Here is a 21,658-nt window from a genome sequence, read left to right as displayed (position 1 = left end):
CATTTTGGCTACAGGCACCGCCAGGCTGTGGACAAACGGTTCTGCACAGCCTGAGATGGATGCAGTACGTCCATGGTAGGGAGGCGGGGGGACATGGCACCTGAACAAATGGCCGAGCCGCCGGAGGCCGGACCCTCCGTGCCGCCCGCCCGTCCGCTCGACGCGATCGACCAGGACATCCTGCACATGCTCCAGGCGGACGGCCGCGCCTCCATACGTTCCGTGGCCGAGCGGGTCCATGTATCGCGGGCCAACGCGTACGCGCGGATCAACCGCCTCATCGACGACGGGGTGATCCGCGGCTTCGGGGCGCGCGTCGACCACGAGCGCGCGGGGCAGGGCACCTCGGCCTACATCACCCTCAAGATCGTGCAGAACTCCTGGCGCACGGTGCGGGAGCGGCTGAGGGTGCTGCCCGGGGCCTCGCACATCGCCCTGGTGGGCGGCGACTTCGACGTCCTTCTCCTGGTGCACACGCCGGACAACCGGGCCCTGCGCGAACTGGTCCTCACCCGGCTCCAGTCCATCCCGGAGGTGCTCAGCAGCAGGACGCTGCTGGTCTTCGAGGAGGAGGACCTGGAACCGGAGGGCTGACGCGACCGGTCGGGCCCGGCCGCGTCCCCGGCCCATGCGCCACCAGCCCGTACGCCACCGGTCCGTGCGTCACCAGCCCACACGGCACCGGGCCGTACGTCACCAGCTCATACGGCACCGGCCCGTACGTCACCGGGCCACGCGCCCCGGCCCGCGCGTCACCGGGCTCAGCGACCGCCCTCGTATCACCGGGCCATTCGTCACCGGCCCCGCGCCACCGGTCTGCGGCCGGCCTCACGGCTCCTGGCGGAGCCCTCCGAAGACCAGCACGACCACGGCGTCGGCCACCTCGCGCGCGCCCATGCCTCGCGCGTCGGGGCGGTACCACTCCACGAGCGAGTTGATCATTCCGAAGACCAGCCGGGTCGCGAGCCGGACCTCCACGTCACCGCGTACGTCCCCGTCGGCGGCCGCCGCCTTCAGGAGCTCGGCGACCCGGTGGTCGAAGTCGCGGCGCCGCTCCAGGGCCCACCGCTCGGTGTCCGTGTTGCCGCGCACCCGCAGGAGCAGCGTCACGTAGGGCAGCTCGGACGTCAGCACCTCCACCATGCGCCGCACCACGAACTCCAGACGCTCCACCGCACGTCCCACGCGCGCGTGCTCCTCGTCGAGGATCTCGAAGAGGCCGTCCAGCGCCCGGCTCACCGCGCGCCGCAGCAGCTCCTCCTTGCCCGCGACATGGTGGTAGATCGACGACTTGGAGATGCCGGCCGCCTTGGAGAGGTGCTCCATGGAAGTGCCGTCGTAGCCGCGTTCGTTGAAGACCTGGACGGCGACGGAGAGCAGCGTCTCGGGGGTGTACGTGTCCCGCTTGGCGGTGGTCACTGGGTGCCCTCCCGCTTCTCGTTGGCGTAGGCGTGGCGGTAGAGCGCCAGCGAGGGGGCGTAGCGCCCGGAGGGGTCGCGCACGTGCAGTTCGTCCAGGACGTCGTACGACCAGCTCGCGCCGAGCCTGCGGCTCCACTCGAAGGGGCCGAGGGGGTAGTTGACGCCGAGGCGCATCGCGGTGTCGATGTCCTCCTCGGTGGCCACGCCCTTGGCGACCGCGTCGTGCGCGAGGTCCACGATCCGGGCCACCGTGCGGGCGACGATCATGCCGGGGCAGTCGCCGATCACGCTGACGTCCTTGCCCAGCGCCTGGAAGAGGCCGATGGCCTCGGAGAGGGTCTGGGGAGCGGTGTCCTGGGACGCCGACAGGGCGATCCGGGTGGCCTTGCGGTAGTCGAGCGCCAGGTCGAAGTAGACGACGTCGCGGAACTCGACCGAGGTCTGGCCGTCGGCGAGGACCAGCTGGCCGCCACTGGGCAGCACCAGACGGGTGCCGTGGTCCTCCTCGTCCTCGCGGACCTGGATGCCGGCCTCGCGGATCAGGGCGAGGACATCGGCGGCGGGGCCCAGGTCGCCCTCCGCGACGACGTACGCGGGCGGCTGCGCCTTCTCCGCGGTGTGCGGCTCGGCGGCCTCGGCGCCGTCCCCGTAGTCGTACCAGCCGTGTCCCGCCTTGCGGCCGAGCCGGCCCGACTCGACGAGCCGCCGCTGGGCGAGCGAGGGGGTGAAGCGCACGTCCTGGAAGAAGGACCGCCACACGGAGTGCGTGACGGACTCGTTGACGTCCTGGCCGATCAGGTCGGTGAGTTCGAAGGCGCCCATCCGGAAACCGCCGGACTCGCGCAGGACCGCGTCGATGGTGGCGGGGTCGGCGGCCTGGGACTCGTGGACCGCGAACGCCTCTGCGTAGAAGGGCCGGGCGATGCGGTTGACGATGAACCCGGGGGTGTCCGCGCAGGCGACGGGTGTCTTGCCCCAGGCGCGGGCCGTCTCGTACGCGCGCGTGGCCGAGGTGACGTCGGTCGCGAACCCGGAGACGACCTCCACGAGGGGCAGCAGCGGCGCCGGGTTGAAGAAGTGCAGTCCGACGAGCCGGCCGGGGTTGCGCAGCGCGCCGCCGATGGCCGTGACGGACAGCGAGGAGGTGTTGGTGGCCAGCAGGCAGTCGTCCCCGACGATGTCCTCCAGGTCGCCGAACAGCTTCTGCTTGACGTCGAGTTGTTCGAGCACCGCCTCGACGACGAGCGCGCAGTCCGCGAGGTCGGTGAGACGCTCGGCAGGCTGGAGCCGGGCCCGCGCGGCGTCCCGTTCGGCGCCGGTGAGCCGGTCCTTCGCGACGAGCCGGTCGAGCCGGGCGCCGATCGCTTCGGCCGCCGCCGCGGCACGCCCGGGAGCGGCGTCGTGGAGCCGCACGGGGTGTCCCGCCACCAGCGCGACCTGGGCGATGCCCTGGCCCATGGTGCCGGTTCCGACGACTGCCACGGGGCTGCTGAGGTCGAGTGCTGTCATGTGCGCGATCCTCCCGCACGGCGTTTTCCACAGATGCGGCGGACCCCCTTATCCCGACCGATCGTTCGGTTACTCTAACCCTGACTGTCCCTTCCTGCCCAGCTCGCGAGCTCGACGAGGAGCTCTTGAGACGAGGAGTTGGTCCTTGATGGCCGCCGAACTCACCGCGCCCCAGTTGATCGCCCAGCACCGGCCCACCCTCGACCAGGCGCTGGAAGCGATCCGCACGCGCGCGTACTGGTCCCCGCATCCCGAGCACCCCAAGGCGTACGGCGAGCACGGCAGCCTGGGCATGGCCGAGGGCAAGGCCGCCTTCGACGCCCTCCTCGGCACCCGCCTCGACCTGGGCCAGCCCGGCACGGACGACTGGGTCGGGGGCGAGGTGTCGCCGTACGGCATCGAGCTGGGCGTCACCTATCCGCACGCCGACCTCGACACGCTGCTGCCCGCCATGCGCGCGGGGCAGCGCGCCTGGCGCGACGCGGGCGCCGAGGTCCGCGCCGTGGTCTGTCTGGAGATCCTCAAGCGGATCAGCGACCGCACCCACGAATTCGCGCACGCGGTCATGCACACCAGCGGCCAGGCCTTCATGATGGCGTTCCAGGCGGGTGGCCCGCACGCGCAGGACCGCGGCCTGGAGTCGGTGGCCTACGCCTACGCGGAGCAGGTCCGCACCCCCGGCACCGCGGAGTGGAGCAAGCCCCAGGGCAAGCGCGACCCGCTCGCGCTCACCAAGCAGTTCACGCCCGTCCCGCGCGGCATCGCCCTGATGATCGGCTGCAACACCTTCCCGACGTGGAACGGCTATCCGGGCCTGTTCGCCTCCCTGGCCACGGGCAACGCGGTCCTGGTGAAGCCCCACCCGCGCGCGGTGCTCCCGCTCGCGCTCACGGTGCAGGTCGCGCGCGATGTGCTCGCCGGGGCGGGCTTCGACCCGAACCTGGTGGCGCTCGCCGCCGAGCGTCCCGGCGAGGGCATCGCCAAGACGCTGGCCACCCGCCCCGAGATCCGCATCATCGACTACACCGGCTCCACCGCCTTCGGCGACTGGCTGGAGGCCAACGCCCGCCAGGCGCAGGTCTACACGGAGAAGGCCGGCGTCAACACGGTGATCGTTGAGTCGACCGCCGACTACAAGGGGATGCTGTCCAACCTGGCGTTCTCCCTGTCGCTCTACAGCGGCCAGATGTGCACCACCCCGCAGAACCTGCTCATCCCGCGCGACGGCGTCTCCACGGACGAGGGCCACAAGTCCTACGACGAGGTGGTCGCCGATCTCGCGAAGTCGGTCGGCGGACTCCTCGGCGACGACGCCCGCGCCAACGCGCTGCTCGGCGCCATCGTGAACCCGGACGTGAAGGCCCGGCTGGAGGCCGCCGCCGGGCTCGGTGAAGTGGCCCTGCCCTCACGGCAGATCGACAACCCGGAGTTCCCGGGTGCGGTCGTGCGCTCGCCGCTGATGGTGAAGCTCGACGGCGCGCGCAAGTACTGGGAGAACGCCGGGGGCGACGACGAGGCCGCCTACATGAGCGAGTGCTTCGGCCCGGTCTCCTTCGCCGTGGCGGTCGACTCGGCCGCGGACGCCGTGGAGCTTCTGCGCCGCACCACCCGGGACAAGGGCGCGATGACCGTCGGCGCGTACACCACCGACGAGACGTTCGAGCGCGAGGTGCGGGAGGCCTGCCTGGAGGAGTGCGCCCAGCTCTCCCTGAACCTCACGGGCGGGGTCTACGTCAACCAGACGGCCGCGTTCTCGGACTTCCACGGCTCCGGCGGCAACGCCGCTGCCAACGCGGCGCTGTGCGACGGAGCGTTCGTGGCGAACCGCTTCCGGGTGATCGAGGTACGCCGGGAGGCGTGAGCCTCCGGGGTGCCGTTCGATCCGGACGGCACCCCTACACCGGTGCGCCGCCCACGGCGCTCCAGTGGAACAGCGTCATGGCCACACTGGTCGCGAGGTTGTAGCTGGAGACCTGGGGGCGCATCGGCAGAGAGACCAGGTGGTCGGCCCGGGAGCGCAGTTCGGCGGACAGCCCGCTGCGCTCCGAGCCGAAGGCGAGCAGGGCGTCGTCGGGAAGCCTCGTCCCCCGGATGTCCTCGCCCTCGGGGTCGAGCGCGAACACCGGGCCCTGCGGCAGTTCGTCCAGCGCCAGGCGCTCCACGGCGGTCGCGAAGTGCAGCCCGGCCCCGCCCCGTACGACGGTGGGGTGCCAGGGGTCGAGCGTGCCGGTCGTGACCACCCCGGTCGCACCGAAGCCGGCCGCGAGCCGGATCACCGCACCGGCGTTGCCGAGGTTGCGCGGATCGTCGAGGACGACCACCGGCGCGGTGCGCGGCGCCCGGGCCAGCGTCTCCAGGTTGGCGGCCCGGGAAGGGCGTACGGCGAGCGCCGCCACCGAGGTGGGATGCGGACGCGGCACGAGAGCGGTGAACACCGTCTCCGGGACCTCGACCAGCAGTCCGTCGAGAGTGGCCCGTACGTCCGGGGCGAGTTCGTCGGCCAGCCCGAGCGCCGCCCCCCGGTCGGTCGTGACGGCGACCGGGACACGCGCTCCGAAGCGCACCGCGTGCTTGAGGGCGTGGAAGCCGTCGAGCAGGACGGAGTCGTCGGAGAGCCGGCGCCACAGGGGTACGGGGTCGTTCATGCGGTGAAGCCTACGGGCGCGTGCCCGGCCCCCTCCGGAACGCCCGTGTCCGCCTCCCCGGTCCCCGGCACCTCGGGGCCGCGGCCGGAGAACAGCCGGTCACGCGCGCGTGCCGCCCGTCCGCCCAGGCGCAGGAGGAAGGACGTCGGCAGGAACACGGCGTCGGCGGCGATCATCGCGAGCGAGAAGAACGGCAGCCCCAGCACCACGGCGATCACCGCGTGCTCGGTCATCATGACCGCCAGCAGGACGTTCTTGACCCGCCGGTTGAACAGCGTGAACGGGAAGGCGACCTGGACGACGACCGTTCCGTAGGTCACCAGCATCACGATCGTGCCGTGCGCGGACATCAGGTCGGACAGCGCGGGCCACGGGGAGAAGGACTGGAGGTGGAGCGGGTAGTAGACGGCGGTGCCGTCCTGCCAGAGCGAACCCTGGATCTTGTACCAGCCGGCGGTCGCGTAGATCAGGCACGCCTCGGCCATGATGATCATCAGAGCGGCGTTGTGCACGATGTTGGCGACGACGTCCAGCAGGACGCGCGGCTCGGCGGTGCGGGCGAGACAGCCGACGGCCCACCACAGGGCCTGCACCGCCCACAGTCCCCAGAAGACCGTGAGCCAGCCGCCCAGGACACCCCCCTCGATCCGTCCCGCTCCCGTCGCCACCGCCAGCACGGTCCCGAGGGCCGCCCACAGCACGGGGCCGCTCCCATCGGGCCGGAGCCGCTCGCCACGCGCGCGTGCCGCACGCGCGAGACGGTCCCGCCGCGCGTCGAGCGACCACACCTGGGCGCAGCGGGTGAACACCAGATAGATCGCCATCAGGTGGAGGACGTTGTCCCCGCCGTCCCCGATGAAGACGCTGCGGTTCTGGAGGGACAGCACGCCGATCATGAAGAGCACCGACACCGCGCGGGTCCGCCACCCCACCAGCAGCAGGGCGCCGGAGAGGACCGCGAGGGCGTAGACGGTCTCGAACCACACCTGGCTGTCGGACCACATCAGGACCGTGAAGGCGTGGTTGCTCGCGACGAGCTGCCGCGCGAGGTCCCAGCTCCAGGGCCCGTGGGGCCCGTACATCTCCTGGCGGTTCGGATATTCGCGCAGCAGGAACAGCAGCCAGGTGGCCGCGAAACCGATGCGGATCACGGCGCTCTGGTACGGGCCGAGAGCGGACTCGGTGACCCGGGCGATCGCGCGCGCGATCGTCGGAGCGGATCTGTTCATCGGGCGCTCGCCTCCGTCAGGGCGTCCGCGCGATCGCTCCCCGGAACGGTCCACCAGGGCAGCTCACGGACGACGGGCCGGTCGGACACCTTCGCGTCGCTCCAGCGTGGAGGCGGCACGTCGGTGGTGAGGGAGCGGAACTGGACACGTTCGACGGCGGCGCCCTCACCGCCCGCCCGCTCGCGGTCGAGGCGCAGCACGCCGATACGGCGCAGATAGCGCTCCGAGAGGTCGCCGCGCAGACCCACGGCACGGTTCTGGCCGTCGTGCGTGCCCACGTAGAAGTCCCAGGCGCGGCGCAGCTCGTTCTGCTGGGTGTGGCTCGGCAGCGGATTCCCGTCGATGGCCAGACCGTCGAGCGCGGACAGGTCGTACCAGCCGGTCTCGCGGCTGGTGCCGTCCGGGGCACGGACCAGGGCACGGACCTGGACGGCGATGTCCTGCTGCAAGGGGTTGGGGGCGAAGAGCTTCCAGTTCTGCTCGAACTCGGGGTAGATCCAGTCGTCGATCGCGCGCCCGTGCTGCTTCGTCACCGTGTTCGGGGGCGCGACGTGCAGGAACACCATCCCGAGATGCGCGCAGGCGAGGACGGCCACGGCGGCCAGGGCGAGGGCGGCGACGATCTGATGGCGCGGGGACAGCGCGGCAAGCCCGGCGGGAACCCTGTCTCCAGACCGACCGGCCTCTGTGGGGCACTCGGCGGCGGCTTCCCCGGACGTACCGTCCTCGGACGTGTCTTCCTCGGCCCCAGCCGGGTCGGACGCTTCCGTGTGGGGCTCGGCCGCCTCAGGTCCGGTCGCCGCCTCTCCGGCCGGACGCGGGCCGGGGACCGGCACACCGCCGGTGGCACCGCCGGGCACGCCCCCCTCGGGCGCGACCGACCCCGGCTCCCGCTTCGAGCCCTCGTCCCTCGCGTCCATCCCGCCCCGATTCACGATCCCGAATCCGACGGCCGGCCCCCGGACTGCGGGCACCGTACCGCCGCGTCGCCGCGCGCCACGACGTTCGCAAGCGAACGGTACTCAGCGCCGACCGTCCGGCACAGCCCCGGGCGTCACGGCGGCCACACCGGCGCACACGAGGTTATCCACAGCGGTTGACACCGTAGGACGCGCGGCCGACCATTGTTGCGAATGGACCGAACGATCGGTCGGTCGGGAGCGAGAGGTCGAGGGGGACCGCATGGCGACAGCATCAGCGCACCAAACGGCCCGCACACAGGCGGACGAAGCCGCCGACGAGGCGGCACGCACAGCGGCATACGAGGTGGTCTTCGACGCCGCGGTGGCGGCCGACGAACGCATCGAGCCCCGCGACTGGATGCCCGACGCCTACCGCTCCACCCTGGTCCGGCAGATCGCGCAGCACGCCCACTCCGAGATCATCGGCATGCAGCCGGAGGCCAACTGGATCACCCGCGCGCCCTCCCTGCGCCGCAAGGCGATCCTGATGGCCAAGGTCCAGGACGAGGCGGGACACGGGCTGTATCTGTACAGCGCGGCCGAGACACTCGGTGTCAACCGCGACGACCTGCTGGACAAGCTGCACTCCGGCCGCCAGAAGTACTCCTCGATCTTCAACTACCCGACCCTGACCTGGGCGGACGTCGGCGCCATCGGCTGGCTCGTGGACGGCGCGGCGATCACCAACCAGGTCCCCCTGTGCCGCTGCTCGTACGGCCCGTACGCGCGCGCCATGATCCGCGTGTGCAAGGAGGAGTCCTTCCACCAGCGCCAGGGGTACGAGCTGCTGCTGGCCCTGAGCCAGGGCACCCCCGAGCAGCACGCGATGGCGCAGGACGCGGTCGACCGCTGGTGGTGGCCCTCGCTGATGATGTTCGGCCCGCCCGACGACGAATCCTCGCACTCCGCCCAGTCGATGGCGTGGAAGATCAAGCGCCACTCGAACGACGAACTGCGCCAGCGCTTCGTCGACATCGCCGTCCCCCAGGCCGAATCGCTCGGCCTGACCCTGCCGGACCCCGACCTGGTGTGGAACGAGGAGCGGGGACACCACGACTTCGGTGCCATCGACTGGACGGAGTTCTGGGAGGTCCTCAAGGGCAACGGCCCCTGCAACGACCAGCGGATCACCCAGCGCCGGCGCGCCCACGAAGAAGGCGCGTGGGTACGGGAGGCGGCCGCGGCCTACGCGGACAAGCACACGAGCCGGGCCGTCGGCTCCATGAGCACGACCGGTGAGACAGGAGCGACCCGAGCATGACGAACACCGACTGGCCGCTGTGGGAGGTCTTCGTGCGCTCGCGCCGCGGGCTCTCGCACACCCACGCCGGAAGCCTGCACGCGCCGGACGCCGAGATGGCCCTGCGCAACGCCCGCGACCTGTACACGCGCCGCGGCGAGGGCGTCTCGATCTGGGTCGTCCCGTCCGCCGCCGTCACGGCCTCCTCGCCCGACGAGAAGGACCCGTTCTTCGAGCCGTCCGCGGACAAGCCCTACCGCCACCCGACGTTCTACGAGATCCCGGAAGGGGTGAAGCACCTGTGACGCTCACCGTGAACACCGCCGCCGCCCTGGCCCTCGGAGACGACGCCCTGGTGCTCTCGCACCGGCTGGGGGAGTGGGCCGGTCACGCGCCGGTCCTCGAAGAGGAAGTCGCCCTGGCCAACATCGCGCTGGACCTGCTCGGCCAGGCCCGCGTCCTGCTCTCCCTGGCCGGTGACGAGGACGAGCTGGCGTATCTCCGCGAGGAGCGCGCCTTCCGCAACCTCCAGCTCGTCGAGCAGCCGAACGGCGACTTCGCGCACACCATCGCCCGGCAGCTCTACTTCTCCACCTACCAGCGGCTCCTCTACGCACAACTGGCATCCGGAGACAGCGAGTTCGCTCCTCTCGCCGCCAAGGCCGTCAAAGAGGTCGCCTACCACCAGGACCACGCCGAGCAGTGGACCCTGCGCCTCGGCGACGGCACGGCCGAGAGCCACGAGCGGATGAGCCGGGCGTGCCAGGAGCTGTGGCGCTTCACCGGTGAGATGTTCCAGCCGCTCGACGGCGTCGACCTGGACTGGGACAAGCTCCAGGCCGCCTGGCTGGAGTCCGTGGAATCCGTCCTGCGCCGTGCCACGCTGACGGTCCCCGAAGGCCCCCGGGCCGGGGCCTGGAGGGCCGGCGCCGGGCGCCAGGGCCTGCACACCGAGTCCTTCGGACGGATGCTCGCCGAGATGCAGCATCTGCACCGCAGCCACCCGGGGGCGTCATGGTGACGACCACCCCCCTGGAGGAGGAGCTGCGCAGGCTGGCCGGCTCCGTCCTCGATCCCGAACTGCCCGTTCTCACCCTGGACGACCTCGGCGTGCTGCGGGCCGTCCACGTCCTCGGCACGGACCGCGTCGAGGTCGAACTGACCCCCACCTACACCGGCTGCCCCGCCGTCGAGGCCATGTCCAGCGACATCGAGCGGGTGCTGCACGAACACGGCATCCGCGAGGTGTCCGTGCGCACGGTCCTCAGCCCCGCCTGGTCGACCGACGACATCTCGGACGAAGGACGGCGCAAACTGCGGGAGTTCGGGATAGCGCCGCCGCGCGGCGACCGTCCCGCGGGGCCGGTGACTCTGGACCTCGGACCCACCCGGACGCTCACGGCGGAGCGGGAGCCGGAGCCCGTCCGCTGTCCGTCCTGCGGATCGGCCGACACCGAGTTGCTCAGCCGCTTCTCCTCCACCGCGTGCAAGGCGCTGCGCCGCTGTCTGTCCTGCCGCGAACCGTTCGACCACTTCAAGGAGTTGTGATGGCCCGCTTCCACCCGCTCACGGTGGCCGCGGTCGACCGGATCACCGACGACTCCGTGGCCCTGACCTTCGCGGTGCCCGCGGAACTGCGCGAGGACTACCGGCACGCGGCCGGGCAGCATCTCGCGCTGCGCCGCACGGCCGACGGCGCGGAGATCCGTCGCACGTACTCCATCTGCTCACCGGCACCCGCCCTCGACGGGGAGGCCCCGCGCACCCTGAGGGTCGGAGTGCGTCTGGTCGACGGAGGCGCGTTCTCGACGTACGCGCTCAAGGAGATCGCCGTCGGCGACCAGGTGGACGTGATGGTCCCGGCGGGACGCTTCACGCTGGAGCCCTCGGCCGGCCTGTACGCGGCGGTGGTGGGCGGCAGCGGGATCACCCCGGTGCTGTCGATCGTCTCGACGCTGCTGGCCCGGGAGCCCGAGGCGAGATTCTGTCTGATCCGCAGCGACCGGACGACGGCCTCGACGATGTTCCTGGAGGAGGTCGCCGACCTCAAGGACCGCTATCCGCAGCGGTTCCAGCTGGTGACGGTCCTCTCCCGCGAGGAACAGCAGGCGGGACTGCCGTCCGGCAGACTCGACCAGGAGCGGCTGGCCGGGCTGCTTCCGGCGCTGCTGCCCGTGGACCGGGTGGCCGGATGGTTCCTGTGCGGGCCGTTGGGGCTCGTGGAGGGCGCCGAGCGGGCCCTGCGGGGGCTCGGGGTGTCCAGGACCCGCGTCCACCAGGAGATCTTCCACGTGGACGCCGCCACGACGGCTCCGTCCACCGTCCCGGCTCCCGCGCACAGCACCGTGACCGCCCGGCTCGACGGACGCGGCGGCACCTGGCCCGTCCAGGACGGCGAGTCGCTGCTGGACGCGGTCCTGCGCAACCGTCCCGACGCGCCCTACGCCTGCAAGGGCGGGGTGTGCGGCACCTGCCGGGCGTTCCTGGTCTCGGGCGAGGTGCGGATGGACCGCAACTTCGCGCTGGAACCGGAGGAGACGGAGGCCGGGTACGTCCTGGCCTGCCAGTCCCATCCCGCCACGGAGAAGGTCGAGTTGGACTTCGACCGCTGAGGATCCGACCGCTGGGGACTCGGGCGCTCAGGACTCGGGTGCTCGGGACCTGACCGTTCAGGATTCGGACGCTCTGGAACCGACCACTCCGCACTCGGGTGCTCGGGATCCAGGTGCTCGCGGTTCACACAGCCGAGGAGGAGCGGCCGCTCGTCGGCCGTTCCCTTCTCATAGAACCTGTTCTATCTTGACGCACCGTCAGATCAGGCTTTCTGTCTGGTCTTTGGTCCGGCGCGCGTGCGGGAGGACGGGATCGTGGACTTCACCTTCACCGAGGAGCAGCAGGCGGCGGCCGAGGCGGCCCGGGGGGTGTTCGCCGACGTCTCCCCCGACGGGGTGCCCAGCCCCGCCCTCACCCCGGGCGCCGTCGCCGAGGACTTCGACCGGGCCCTGTGGGCGAGGCTCGCCGACGCGGACCTGCTGAGCCTGCTGCTCGACGAGGAGGCAGGCGGGGCGGGCCTCGACGCGATCGCGCTGTGTCTCGTGCTGCGGGAGTCGGCGAAGGTGCTGGCACGGGGGCCGCTGCTGGAGAACAGCGCGGCGGCGGCGGCCGTCCGGCGCTACGGCGGCAAGGAGTTGAGCGCGGCGGTGGCGGCACGGGCCGGCCGGGGCGAACTCGTGCTGACCGTCGCCGCCGGCGGCAGGACCGGTCACGATGCCGCCGAACTCGCCGTGACCGCGCGGCAGGACGGTGCGGGGTGGGTGCTGGACGGTGTGCAGACGATGGTGCCCTGGGTCTTCGGCGCCGACCTCGTCGTCGTGCCCGCGCACACGGACGCCGACCGGACCGTGCTCGCCCTGGTCGCCCGTGATCAGGAAGGGGCCGTACTCGCCGAGCAGATCTCCACGACCGGTGAGCGGCTCGGCGAACTGCGCCTGGAGTCCGCCCGGATCGCCGCCCGGGAGGTCATCGACGTGCCGGGGGCGTGGGAGTGGCTGCGCGACCTGCTGACCACCGGGACCTGCGCGCTGGCGCTCGGGCTCGGGGAGGAGGTGCTCCGGATGACGAGCGCGTACACGAGCCGGAGGGAGCAGTTCGGGTTCCCGGTCGCCACGTTCCAGGCGGTCGCCGTCCAGGCCGCCGACCGCTACATCGACCTGCGCGCGATGGAGGCGACGCTCTGGCAGGCCGCGTGGCGGATCAGCACCGGAGCCGACGGCGCGCTGCCGGCCGGCGGCGATGTGGCCGTGGCCAAGATCTGGGCGTCCGAAGGGGTGCGCCGAGTCGTGCAGACCGCCCAGCACCTGCACGGAGGCTTCGGCGCCGACACCGAGTACGCGCTGCACCGGTACCACGCCTGGGCCAAGCAACTGGAACTGTCACTCGGCCCGGCGGCAGCACACGAGGAAGCCCTGGGCGACCTGCTGGCGGCCCACCCCCTGGGGTGAGCGGGCGGGGCTACAGCACGAAGCCGGGCTCGCCCTTGGCGTTCAGGACCGGGCGGCCGGCGGTCTCCCAGACCTGCATGCCGCCCTCGACGTTCGCGGCGTCGATGCCCTGCTGGACCAGATACATGGTGACCTGGGCCGAGCGGCCGCCGGAGCGGCAGATCACGTTGACCCGGCCGTCCTCGGGGGCGGCCTCGGTCAGCTCACCGAACCGGGCGACGAAGTCGCTCATGGGGATGTGCAGCGCCCCCTGAGCATGACCTGCCTCCCACTCGTCGTCCTCCCGGACGTCCAGCAGGAAGTCGTCGGCCGTGAGATCGCCGACCCCGACCGTGGGCACACCAGCTCCGAAACTCATGCCTCCGACGCTACCCGACCACGCCGACGCGAAGCTCAGGGAGCCTCGGAGATCAGCGTCGCCAGCTCGTGCTCGCGCTCACCGACCTGCGTCAGCAGCTGTTCGGCGATCTCCTCCAGGAGACGGTCCGGGTCTTCCGGGGCCAGCTTGAGCATGGCGCCGATCGCGCTCTCCTCCAGCTCGCGGGCGACGAGGGTGAGCATCTCCTTGCGCTGGGAGAGCCATTCGAGACGGGCGTAGAGCTCCTCGCTGCGGCTCGGCTTCCACTCCTCGGGCGCGGGACCCGCGGCCCACTCCACGGCGAGCTCCCGCAGCAGCGCCTCGTCGCCCCGGGCGTACGCGGCGTTCACGCGGGAGATGAACTCGTCGCGCCGCTTGCGCTCGCCGTCGTCCTGCGCGAGGTCCGGGTGGGCCTTGCGCACCAGCTCGCGGAACAGCTTGCGGGCCTCCTCGCTCGGACGCACCCGCTGCGGGGGCCGGACGGGCTGGTCCGTGAGCATGGCCACAGCCTCGGGAAACAGGCCCTCGGAGTCCATCCAGCCGTGGAACAGCTCCTCGACACCGGGCATGGGCATGACCCGAGCCCGGGCCTCGTGCGCCTTGAATATGTCCTCCGGGTCGCCCGTGCGCGCGGCACGCGCCTCGGCGATCTGGGCCTCCAGCTCGTCGAGCCGGGAGTACATCGGACCGAGCTTCTGGTGATGCAGGCGGGAGAAGTTGTCGACCTCCACGCGGAAGGTCTCCACGGCGATCTCGAACTCGATCAGCGCCTGTTCGGCCGCACGCACGGCCCGCTCCAGGCGCGCCTCGGGCCGGTCCTCGCCACTCGGAGCGCTCGGAGCGCTCGGAGCCGGGCTCCGGACCTCATCGGCCCGGGTCTCGCCCTGCCCGTCGGTCCGCTCCTGGCCCTGCTCCGCGGCTCCGGACCCGGTCCGGGTGTGGGAAGAGGCGTCGGCGGCCTCCGCACCCTCCGCGTCGGTGGTGCGGCCGGCGTCGCCGAGGGAGGCATGGGGCGTCTCGCCCTCCGGGGCACCGGAGTGCTCCCGGCCCTCCTCGAAGGCGGGCTCGGACTGGCTCTGATCGGCTTCCGGGGTCGTCACCCGACCAGCGTAGGCCACACTCCCCAGGGTCTCACCGCCTTCCCCGCCCCCACAGCCACCTGACCGGCCACAACGACCCCATTGACCCCAACCACCCCGATCCTCCCGAGACCGGAACCGGCAGCGCCCCGTCCCGCCCCGCTCCGCCCCGTCCAGCCGAGTCCGGCTCAGCCCAGCCCGGGCACGAGCGGGGAAACCGACGGGCACACCGGCACCGGTCACCGCCTAGGCGGAGCGCACCGGGCCCGTCACACCCCCGCCTCGGAGGCGATCCGTCCGCTGCGGACCGCAGCCGTCAGGGCAGCGTGGTCCGCCTCGGTGCGGTCCGCGTAGGCGACGGCGAAGGAGGCGACGGCCTCGTCCAGCTCCTCGTTCTTGCCGCAGTACCCGGCTATCAGGCGCGGGTCGGCACTGTGGCTGTGGGCGCGGGCCAGCAGGGCGCCGGTCATGCGGCCGTAGTCGTCGATGTGGTCGGCGGGCAGGGCGGCCGGGTCGACACTGCCCTTGCGGTTGCGGAACTGGCGTACCTGGTAGGGGAGACCGTCGACCGAGGTCCAGCCGAGGAGGATGTCGCTGACGACCTGCATGCGCTTCTGGCCGAGGACGACACGGCGGCCCTCGTGGGCCACCTCGGGCATCGGGTGGCCGATGGTCGCCAGATGGGGGAGCAGCGCCGAGGCGCGGGCCTCCTTGACCTGGAGGACCAGGGGTTCGCCCCGGTGGTCCAGGAGCAGCACCACGTACGAGCGGGTGCCGACGCTGCCGGTGCCGACGACCCGGAAGGCCACGTCGTGCACGCCGTACCGGGCGAGCAGCGGGAGGCGGTCCTCGGAGAGGGTCGTCAGATAGTGCTCCAGGGACGCCGCCACCGCGGCCGCCTCCCCGTCGGGAACCCGGCGCAGCACGGGTGCCGCGTCGACGAAGCGACGGCCACCGCCCTCGACGGCCTCGGTCGCCTTGGCGGCGAAGCGTCCACTGGTGTTGGCCCGCGCCTTCTCGGACACCCGCTCCAGCGTGCCGAGCAGGTCATGGGCGTCGGTGTGCGAGACGAGTTCCTCGTCCGCGATGGCGTTCCAGGCGTCCAGGACCGGCAGCCTGGCCAGCAGACGCATGGTGCGCCGGTACGCGCCCACGCAGTCGCGCGCGGCCTCACGGCAGGTGTCCTCGTCCGCTCCGGCCTCCCTGCCCGCGAGCACGAGCGAGGTCGCGAGCCGCTTGAGGTCCCATTCCCAGGGGCCGTGCACCGTCTCGTCGAAGTCGTTCAGGTCGATGACCAGGCGGCCGCGCGCGTCGCCGTACAGCCCGAAGTTCGCCGCGTGGGCGTCACCGCAGATCTGGGCGCCGACGCCGGTCATCGGCGTGCGGGCGAGGTCGTACGCCATGAGGCCCGCGCTGCCGCGCAGGAACGCGAAGGGGGTGGCCGCCATCCTGCCGACCCGTATCGGGGTGAGCTCGGGGATCCGGCCCCGGCTGGACTCCTCGACCGCGGTCACGGCGTCCGGCCGGTCGGTGTCCATCAGGAGTTCGGCGTGCGCCGCGCGCGGGACCCGCCCGCGCAGGGCCTTCCCCTCCTCCTTGGGCGAACCCTTCACCGGCCAGGCGGCGAATCCCGGGACCGCGAACTCCCGGACCCCGAACGCGCCGGCCGCCGGCCCGTCCCCGGGCTGTGCCCCGGCGTGCTCCTGCCGCACCGGACCGGCCTGTTCGACCAGCCCGGCCCGTGCTGTCGGCGCCGTCCGCCGTTCCGCCCCCGCTGTACCGATCTCGGTCATCACGACCGCCTCCCCCGCGCACGAACATCAACTCGTGCTGACCGTACAGCCGGCCGGGAAAACGCGTCAGGCCCTGTGGACAACTCCGCCCGCGGCTCGGAGAACCGGGTCACCTCCGCCCGCGACGGCCGCCGCAGGGGCAGCCCGCTACCCCAGCCGCTCCGGGCAGGAGCCACCCTCCGGCAGATACCGCTCCGCCCAGGCCCCGAGCTCCTTGAGGGCGGGTTCGAGCGCCGCGCCCGCTTCCGTCAGGCCGTAGCAAACCCGCAGCGGCGGGCCCTCGTTGACCTTGCGCACGACCAGACCGGCGGCGCCGAGTTCGGTGAGCCGGTCCGAGAGCATCCGCTCGCTGATGCCGGGGATCGCCCTGCGCAGCTCCGCGAAATGGGCGGGCTGCTGCATCAGGACCGCGACGACGAGACCCGTCCAGCGCTTGCCGAGCAGCGTGAACACACGGGTCATGCCGTCGTCCACCTTCTGGCACGGCCCCGCGTCGTGGCTTCCCGGTACTGGCATGAGCCCAGGGTACTGCGCCCACACAAGGGGATGAAAAAAAGTAAGTACCTGTGTTATCTCTAGTTAGGTACGAAAGAGAAGCCCTCCTGGGCGACTCGGCTCCCTGCGACAGCCCTGCCCCGTCCCGGTCCGCACCCCGGCCCGGAACGCGGGCCCACCCCGCCCGGGACACGGGCCGGCCTCACCCCCGGCCCGGGAGGACACGGGCTCACCCCGGTTCCGACAGGCACCCCGATCCACCCCTTTTGTCTGGAGATCACCATGGCCACCCTCCTCCACATCGACTCGTCCGTCTCCCCCGACGGCGTCTCCACCTCGCGTGCCGTCGCGGACGCCTTCCGCGCGGCCTGGGAGGAACAGCACCCCGGAGGCACGGTCGTCCACCGCGACCTCGCCGCCCACCCGGTGCCGCACATCACGGCCGACGCCCACAGCGCCGGCTTCGCCGCCCCTGACACGCACACCCCCGGGCAGGCCGAGGCCTTCGCCGCACGCCTGAAGCTGATCGAGGAGGTGGAGAACGCGGACGCGATCCTGATCGGCGCCCCGATGTACAACTTCTCGATCCCCTCGACCCTGAAGGCCTGGCTGGACAACGTCGTCCTCGTGGGGCGCACCGCCATGACCGAGGACCAGAAGGCCAAGGGCACCCCGGTCACCGTCGTCGCCAGCCGCGGCGGCTCGTACGCGCCGGGCACTCCGCGCGCGGGCTTCGAGTACGTGCAGAACTACCTGGGGGCCGTACTGGGCGACATGCTCGGCCTCGACGTCGAGTTCATCGTCCCGGAGCTCACCATGGCCCCGCACAACCCGGCGATGTCCGACCTGGTCCCGCTCTTCGAGGCCTCCAGGAGCAAGGCCCTCGACGAAGCGGCCGCCCGGGCCAAGAAGGTCGCGGCCCGCGTCGCCGCCTGATCGACACCGCTCCACGCGCGGGCGGCCCGCCGGTCCCCGGCCGCCCGCGTGAGAGCATCGTCACACTTCACAGCGCCCCCGACCGTCCGCGCAACCCGCGGCGAACGGCGCTCCCGCCCATCGACAGCATGCGAGAAGCGGGAAAACGGCAAGGGCCTGCGAGCGCGAGGCAGCGGAACCGGTCCGGCTTCGGACAACGCGAAAGCCCCTCAGGTCGAGGACCTGAGGGGCTTTCGGCTGGTGCGCGAGGGGGGAGTTGAACCCCCACGCCCTTTCGGGCACTGGAACCTGAATCCAGCGCGTCTGCCTATTCCGCCACCCGCGCATTGGGTGTGTCTTCCGTCTCCCGCTTTCGCCGCGGGCGCCTTCCGACATGCAGAAGATTAGCACGCTGTCAGGGGTGGAATCACATCCCTTTCCCCCGGCCCTCCCGCCCGCGCATCGCCCGCCCGCACACCCTGACCTCCCCGGCATCCGCGGGCCCCGCGCCCTTGCCCCGCCCGGCCTCCGGGCCCGAGCCGCTCCGCGTCCCCCGGCCGACGGCCTCCCCACCAGCGGCCCCTCGCGCGTCACACGTTTCGGACAGAACCTGTTCACGTATCAACCTCGTACCGGTCCGGCGCATCTCCACAGGAGTCGGACCGACCGCACAGTCAGGTGCGGGACACTGGTCGTGGGGCGCCTCTACGATCCATGGCAGAAGCAGTGCCGGGAAGAGTTCGAAGAGGGGCCTCTCAGGGAACTTCGGGAGGGGACTTCGGAAGGTGTCGACAACCCGTCGACCGTGCCGACAGGGGGAACCAGCCGATTTCCCGACGCGTGGATACGATCAGTAAGCAGTACCAGCAAGGCCGACCGGGCCGGCTGGTCCAGCAGGGCCACGAAGACGACAGCAAGCTGTACCAGGACGGCAACGACGGAGGAGGTGCCCCATGGGAGTCCTGAAGAAGTTCGAGCAGCGTCTCGAAGGTCTGGTCAACGGCACCTTCGCCAAGGTGTTCAAGTCCGAGGTCCAGCCCGTGGAGATCGCCGGAGCGCTCCAGCGCGAGTGCGACAACAACGCCACGATCTGGAACCGCGACCGGACCGTCGTCCCCAACGACTTCATCGTCGAACTGAGCACGCCCGACTTCGAGCGGCTCAGCCCCTACTCCGGCCAGCTCGGCGACGAGCTCGCCGGGATGGTCCGCGACTACGCCAAGCAGCAGCGCTACACCTTCATGGGCCCCATCAAGGTCCATCTGGAGAAGGCGGACGACCTCGACACCGGCCTGTACCGGGTCCGCAGCCGTACGCTCGCCTCCTCCGCCAACCAGCAGTCTCCCGAGCGCGCCCCCGCGGGCCCCGCCCCGGCGGCCCCCCGCGGAGCACAGGGTGGCTACGGCTACCCTCCCTCGGCCGCTCCCCCCATGCCGTCCGCGCCGCCTCCCGGCGGCCGTCCGGGCATGGCACCCGCGGGTGCCCGGCCCCCGGCCGGTCCCGCGGCGGGCGGCCGCATGCGGCACTGGGTCGAGATCAACGGCTCACGCCACCAGATCTCCCGCCCGACGCTCGTGCTGGGCCGCAGCACCGAAGCCGACGTGCGGATCGACGACCCCGGCGTATCGCGCCGGCACTGTGAGATCCGGACCGGAACGCCCTCGACGATCCAGGATCTCGGGTCCACCAACGGCATCGTGGTGGACGGGCAGCACACAACCCGCGCTACGCTCCGCGACGGCTCGCGGATCGTCGTGGGCAGCACCACCATCATTTACCGGCAAGCCGAAGGGTGAAGCGGGGGCAATGTCAGAGCTGACCCTCACGGTCATGCGGCTGGGTTTCCTGGCCGTACTGTGGCTGTTCGTGATCGTGGCCGTGCAGGTCATCCGCAGCGACCTGTTCGGAACGCGTGTCACACAGCGCGGCTCGCGCAGGGAAGCCGCGAGGCCCCAGCAGGCCGCGCGACAGGCCGCGCCTCCGCAGCAGCGCCAACAACAGGCGCCCGCGAGCGGTGGCCGGCAGCGCCGCGGCGCACCATCGAAGCTGGTCGTCTCGGAGGGCACCCTCACGGGAACCACCGTCGCGCTCCAGGGACAGACCATCACCCTGGGCCGGGCGCACGACAGCACCATCGTGCTGGACGACGACTACGCGTCCAGCCGGCATGCCAGGATCTACCCCGACCGGGACGGCCAGTGGATCGTCGAGGACCTCGGCTCCACCAACGGCACGTATCTCGACCGGAGCCGGCTGACGACCCCGACGCCCGTTCCGCTGGGCGCGCCGATCCGCATCGGCAAGACCGTCATCGAGCTGCGGAAGTAGTACGACAATGAGCGAGCGGAGCGAGCACGCAGCGGCGGTCCACACAAGGGACCCCGGCGCGCTCCCGACCGGAGGGTGGGCACCGTGCGGATGTACCCGGAGCCGACGGGCGAGGTGCGCATGAGTCTGTCACTGCGCTTCGCCGCCGGATCGCACAAAGGCATGATCCGCGAGGGCAACGAGGACTCGGGCTACGCCGGTCCCCGCCTGCTCGCGATCGCCGACGGGATGGGCGGCCAGGCCGCCGGTGAGGTCGCCAGTTCCGAGGTGATCTCCACCATCGTCGCGCTCGACGACGACGTACCCGGATCCGACATCCTCACCTCGCTCGGCACCGCCGTGCAGCGTGCCAACGACCAGCTCCGGATGATGGTCGAGGAGGACCCGCAGCTCGAGGGCATGGGCACCACGCTCACCGCCCTGCTGTGGACCGGCCAGCGCCTCGGTCTCGTCCACGTCGGCGACTCCCGCGCGTATCTGCTGCGGGACGGCGTGCTGACGCAGATCACCCAGGACCACACCTGGGTGCAGCGCCTCGTCGACGAGGGCCGCATCACCGAGGAGGAGGCCACCACCCACCCGCAGCGCTCCCTGCTGATGCGCGCGCTGGGCAGTGGCGACCACGTCGAACCCGACCTCTCGATCCGCGAGGTCCGCGCCGGCGACCGCTATCTGATCTGCTCCGACGGCCTCAGCGGCGTCGTCTCCCACCAGACGATGGAAGACACCCTCGCCAGCTACCAGGGCCCGCAGGAGACCGTGCAGGAGCTCATCCAGCTCGCGCTGCGCGGCGGCGGCCCGGACAACATCACTGTCATCGTGGCCGACGTCCTCGACATCGACTCCGGCGACACCCTCGCGGCACAGCTCTCCGACACCCCCGTCGTGGTCGGCGCGGTCGCCGAGAACCAGCTCCAGCTGCACGACAACGGCGCCATGCAGACCCCCGCGGGCCGCGCCTCCGGTCTCGGCCGGCCCGTGCCCGGACAGGGCGGCGGCGGCGAGTTCGGCCCGCCCGGCAGCGGCGACACCACCGGCTACGTCTCCAACGGCAGCTTCGGCGACTACAGCGACGAGGACTTCGTCAAGCCGCGCAGCGGACGCAGGTGGCTGAAGCGATCCTTCTACATCGTCCTGACGCTCGCCGTCATCGGCGGCGGCCTGTACGGCGGTTACCGCTGGACGCAGACGCAGTACTACGTCGGCGCCCAGGACGAGCACGTCGCGCTCTACCGCGGCATCAGCCAGGACCTGGCCTGGGTCTCGCTCTCGAAGGTGGAGAAGAACCACCCCGAGATCGAACTCAAGTACCTTCCGCCCTATCAGCAGAAGCAGGTCAAGGCGACCATCGCCGAAGGCGGCCTGTCCGACGCCCAGGCGAAGATCGACGAACTCGCCGTGCAGGCCTCCGCCTGCCGCAAGGAAGCCCAGCGCCGCACGGTCGAGAGCCAGAACAGCGCGAAGCCCAGCGCGACCAAGGCCACCGGAACCACGGGAACCACAAAGGCCTCCCTGACGTCCAAGGCCACGTCCAGCCCGAGCCCGAACCCGTCGAGCCCGGCACCCTCGACCTCCCAGTCCACGACCGCACCCACTCCCACACCCGGCCCCAGCCTCTCCGACGAGGAGCAGAAGCTGGTCTCGCTGTGCGGTAAGCAGTAAGAAGCCGTGAGGGGCCCTGTC

At 71.6% G+C, this 21,658-nt stretch carries 22 protein-coding genes and 1 tRNA gene; 13 read left to right on the top strand and 10 right to left on the bottom strand.

Going from position 1 to position 21,658, the window contains the following annotated elements; translation table 11 throughout:
* Positions 1-108 precede the first annotated feature (108 nt).
* Positions 109-594 (top strand): Lrp/AsnC family transcriptional regulator, encoded by a 486-nt coding sequence (locus ACZ4AA_RS20915; protein ID WP_467604379.1) that lies wholly within the window; start codon positions 109-111, stop codon positions 592-594.
* 234 nt (positions 595-828) lie between these two features.
* Here the strand turns inward: ACZ4AA_RS20915 and ACZ4AA_RS20910 are convergent, their stop codons facing one another.
* Both ACZ4AA_RS20910 and ACZ4AA_RS20905 read right to left on the bottom strand, forming a co-directional pair.
* Positions 829-1,419, bottom strand: a complete 591-nt coding sequence (locus tag ACZ4AA_RS20910) for a TetR/AcrR family transcriptional regulator (RefSeq protein ID WP_467604101.1) — start codon at positions 1,417-1,419, stop codon at positions 829-831.
* Complete coding sequence (locus ACZ4AA_RS20905; RefSeq protein ID WP_467604096.1) at positions 1,416-2,930, bottom strand: 3-hydroxyacyl-CoA dehydrogenase; 1,515 nt, start codon at positions 2,928-2,930, stop codon at positions 1,416-1,418. The genes ACZ4AA_RS20910 and ACZ4AA_RS20905 overlap by 4 nt, the downstream gene beginning before the upstream one ends.
* A gap of 148 nt (positions 2,931-3,078) precedes the next feature.
* Between ACZ4AA_RS20905 and paaN the strand changes: the two genes are divergently transcribed.
* Complete coding sequence (gene paaN, locus ACZ4AA_RS20900) at positions 3,079-4,791, top strand: phenylacetic acid degradation protein PaaN (protein ID WP_467604092.1); 1,713 nt, start codon at positions 3,079-3,081, stop codon at positions 4,789-4,791.
* Positions 4,792-4,825: 34 nt separating this feature from the next.
* Here paaN and ACZ4AA_RS20895 read toward each other — a convergent pair whose 3' ends face one another.
* The 3 genes from ACZ4AA_RS20895 to ACZ4AA_RS20885 are packed head-to-tail and all read right to left on the bottom strand — an operon-like array spanning position 4,826 to position 7,724.
* On the bottom strand, positions 4,826-5,575 hold the full coding sequence (locus ACZ4AA_RS20895) for a TrmH family RNA methyltransferase (RefSeq protein WP_467604088.1): 750 nt from the start codon (positions 5,573-5,575) through the stop codon (positions 4,826-4,828).
* Complete coding sequence (locus ACZ4AA_RS20890; RefSeq protein WP_467604083.1) at positions 5,572-6,804, bottom strand: HTTM domain-containing protein; 1,233 nt, start codon at positions 6,802-6,804, stop codon at positions 5,572-5,574. The genes ACZ4AA_RS20895 and ACZ4AA_RS20890 overlap by 4 nt, the downstream gene beginning before the upstream one ends.
* Positions 6,801-7,724 carry a DUF5819 family protein gene (locus ACZ4AA_RS20885; protein ID WP_467604078.1) on the bottom strand — a complete coding sequence of 308 codons (924 nt, stop codon included), beginning with the start codon at positions 7,722-7,724 and terminating at the stop codon, positions 6,801-6,803. Before ACZ4AA_RS20885 ends, ACZ4AA_RS20890 begins: the two co-directional genes overlap by 4 nt.
* Before the next feature lie 262 nt (positions 7,725-7,986).
* Here ACZ4AA_RS20885 and paaA point away from each other — a divergent pair, with 262 nt between their 5' ends.
* The 6 genes from paaA to ACZ4AA_RS20855 all read left to right on the top strand — a co-directional run bounded on the left by paaA (position 7,987) and on the right by ACZ4AA_RS20855 (position 13,007).
* Positions 7,987-9,027 carry a 1,2-phenylacetyl-CoA epoxidase subunit PaaA gene (paaA, locus tag ACZ4AA_RS20880; protein ID WP_467604075.1) on the top strand — a complete coding sequence of 347 codons (1,041 nt, stop codon included), beginning with the start codon at positions 7,987-7,989 and terminating at the stop codon, positions 9,025-9,027.
* Entirely contained in the window at positions 9,024-9,311 is a 288-nt protein-coding gene (gene paaB, locus ACZ4AA_RS20875; RefSeq protein WP_261703692.1) for a 1,2-phenylacetyl-CoA epoxidase subunit PaaB, read from the top strand. The genes paaA and paaB overlap by 4 nt, the downstream gene beginning before the upstream one ends.
* The gene (paaC, locus tag ACZ4AA_RS20870) at positions 9,308-10,027 is read left to right on the top strand and encodes a 1,2-phenylacetyl-CoA epoxidase subunit PaaC (RefSeq protein ID WP_467604069.1); all 720 of its coding nucleotides are present in this window, start codon (positions 9,308-9,310) and stop codon (positions 10,025-10,027) included. The genes paaB and paaC overlap by 4 nt, the downstream gene beginning before the upstream one ends.
* Positions 10,021-10,554 (top strand): 1,2-phenylacetyl-CoA epoxidase subunit PaaD, encoded by a 534-nt coding sequence (gene paaD, locus ACZ4AA_RS20865; RefSeq protein ID WP_467604065.1) that lies wholly within the window; start codon positions 10,021-10,023, stop codon positions 10,552-10,554. Before paaC ends, paaD begins: the two co-directional genes overlap by 7 nt.
* Entirely contained in the window at positions 10,554-11,618 is a 1,065-nt protein-coding gene (paaE, locus tag ACZ4AA_RS20860) for a 1,2-phenylacetyl-CoA epoxidase subunit PaaE (protein WP_467604061.1), read from the top strand. The genes paaD and paaE overlap by 1 nt, the downstream gene beginning before the upstream one ends.
* Positions 11,619-11,873: 255 nt before the next feature.
* Entirely contained in the window at positions 11,874-13,007 is a 1,134-nt protein-coding gene (locus ACZ4AA_RS20855) for an acyl-CoA dehydrogenase family protein (RefSeq protein ID WP_467604058.1), read from the top strand.
* 10 nt (positions 13,008-13,017) lie between these two features.
* Here the strand turns inward: ACZ4AA_RS20855 and ACZ4AA_RS20850 are convergent, their stop codons facing one another.
* From ACZ4AA_RS20850 to ACZ4AA_RS20835, 4 genes are all read right to left on the bottom strand, one after another.
* Positions 13,018-13,365, bottom strand: coding sequence for a rhodanese-like domain-containing protein (locus ACZ4AA_RS20850; RefSeq protein ID WP_467604054.1), 348 nt, complete (start codon positions 13,363-13,365; stop codon positions 13,018-13,020).
* A 35-nt stretch (positions 13,366-13,400) separates the two neighbouring features.
* Positions 13,401-14,465: a hypothetical protein gene (locus ACZ4AA_RS20845; RefSeq protein WP_467604050.1), complete on the bottom strand. Its 1,065-nt coding sequence runs from the start codon at positions 14,463-14,465 to the stop codon at positions 13,401-13,403.
* Positions 14,466-14,713: 248 nt separating this feature from the next.
* Entirely contained in the window at positions 14,714-16,237 is a 1,524-nt protein-coding gene (locus ACZ4AA_RS20840; protein WP_467604046.1) for a DUF2252 domain-containing protein, read from the bottom strand.
* Positions 16,238-16,384: 147 nt separating this feature from the next.
* On the bottom strand, positions 16,385-16,753 hold the full coding sequence (locus ACZ4AA_RS20835) for a winged helix-turn-helix transcriptional regulator (protein WP_467604042.1): 369 nt from the start codon (positions 16,751-16,753) through the stop codon (positions 16,385-16,387).
* 261 nt (positions 16,754-17,014) lie between these two features.
* Here ACZ4AA_RS20835 and ACZ4AA_RS20830 point away from each other — a divergent pair, with 261 nt between their 5' ends.
* Entirely contained in the window at positions 17,015-17,668 is a 654-nt protein-coding gene (locus ACZ4AA_RS20830) for an FMN-dependent NADH-azoreductase (RefSeq protein ID WP_467604038.1), read from the top strand.
* A gap of 238 nt (positions 17,669-17,906) precedes the next feature.
* Here ACZ4AA_RS20830 and ACZ4AA_RS20825 read toward each other — a convergent pair.
* Positions 17,907-17,993, bottom strand: a tRNA-Leu gene (locus ACZ4AA_RS20825).
* A gap of 494 nt (positions 17,994-18,487) precedes the next feature.
* Here ACZ4AA_RS20825 and ACZ4AA_RS20820 point away from each other — a divergent pair.
* From ACZ4AA_RS20820 to ACZ4AA_RS20805, 4 genes are all read left to right on the top strand, one after another.
* Entirely contained in the window at positions 18,488-18,613 is a 126-nt protein-coding gene (locus ACZ4AA_RS20820) for a hypothetical protein (protein ID WP_467604033.1), read from the top strand.
* The gene (locus tag ACZ4AA_RS20815) at positions 18,601-19,443 is read left to right on the top strand and encodes an FhaA domain-containing protein (protein ID WP_467604029.1); all 843 of its coding nucleotides are present in this window, start codon (positions 18,601-18,603) and stop codon (positions 19,441-19,443) included. The genes ACZ4AA_RS20820 and ACZ4AA_RS20815 overlap by 13 nt, the downstream gene beginning before the upstream one ends.
* 10 nt (positions 19,444-19,453) lie before the next feature.
* Complete coding sequence (locus ACZ4AA_RS20810) at positions 19,454-19,975, top strand: FHA domain-containing protein FhaB/FipA (RefSeq protein WP_037614909.1); 522 nt, start codon at positions 19,454-19,456, stop codon at positions 19,973-19,975.
* 120 nt (positions 19,976-20,095) lie between these two features.
* Positions 20,096-21,637, top strand: coding sequence for a Stp1/IreP family PP2C-type Ser/Thr phosphatase (locus tag ACZ4AA_RS20805; protein WP_467604023.1), 1,542 nt, complete (start codon positions 20,096-20,098; stop codon positions 21,635-21,637).
* Positions 21,638-21,658 lie beyond the last annotated feature (21 nt).

Source organism: Streptomyces sp. NPDC024698 (genome assembly GCF_055559015.1).
The sequence above is the reverse complement of the archived record's forward strand: the minus strand, read 5'-3'. Positions and strand labels throughout refer to the sequence as shown.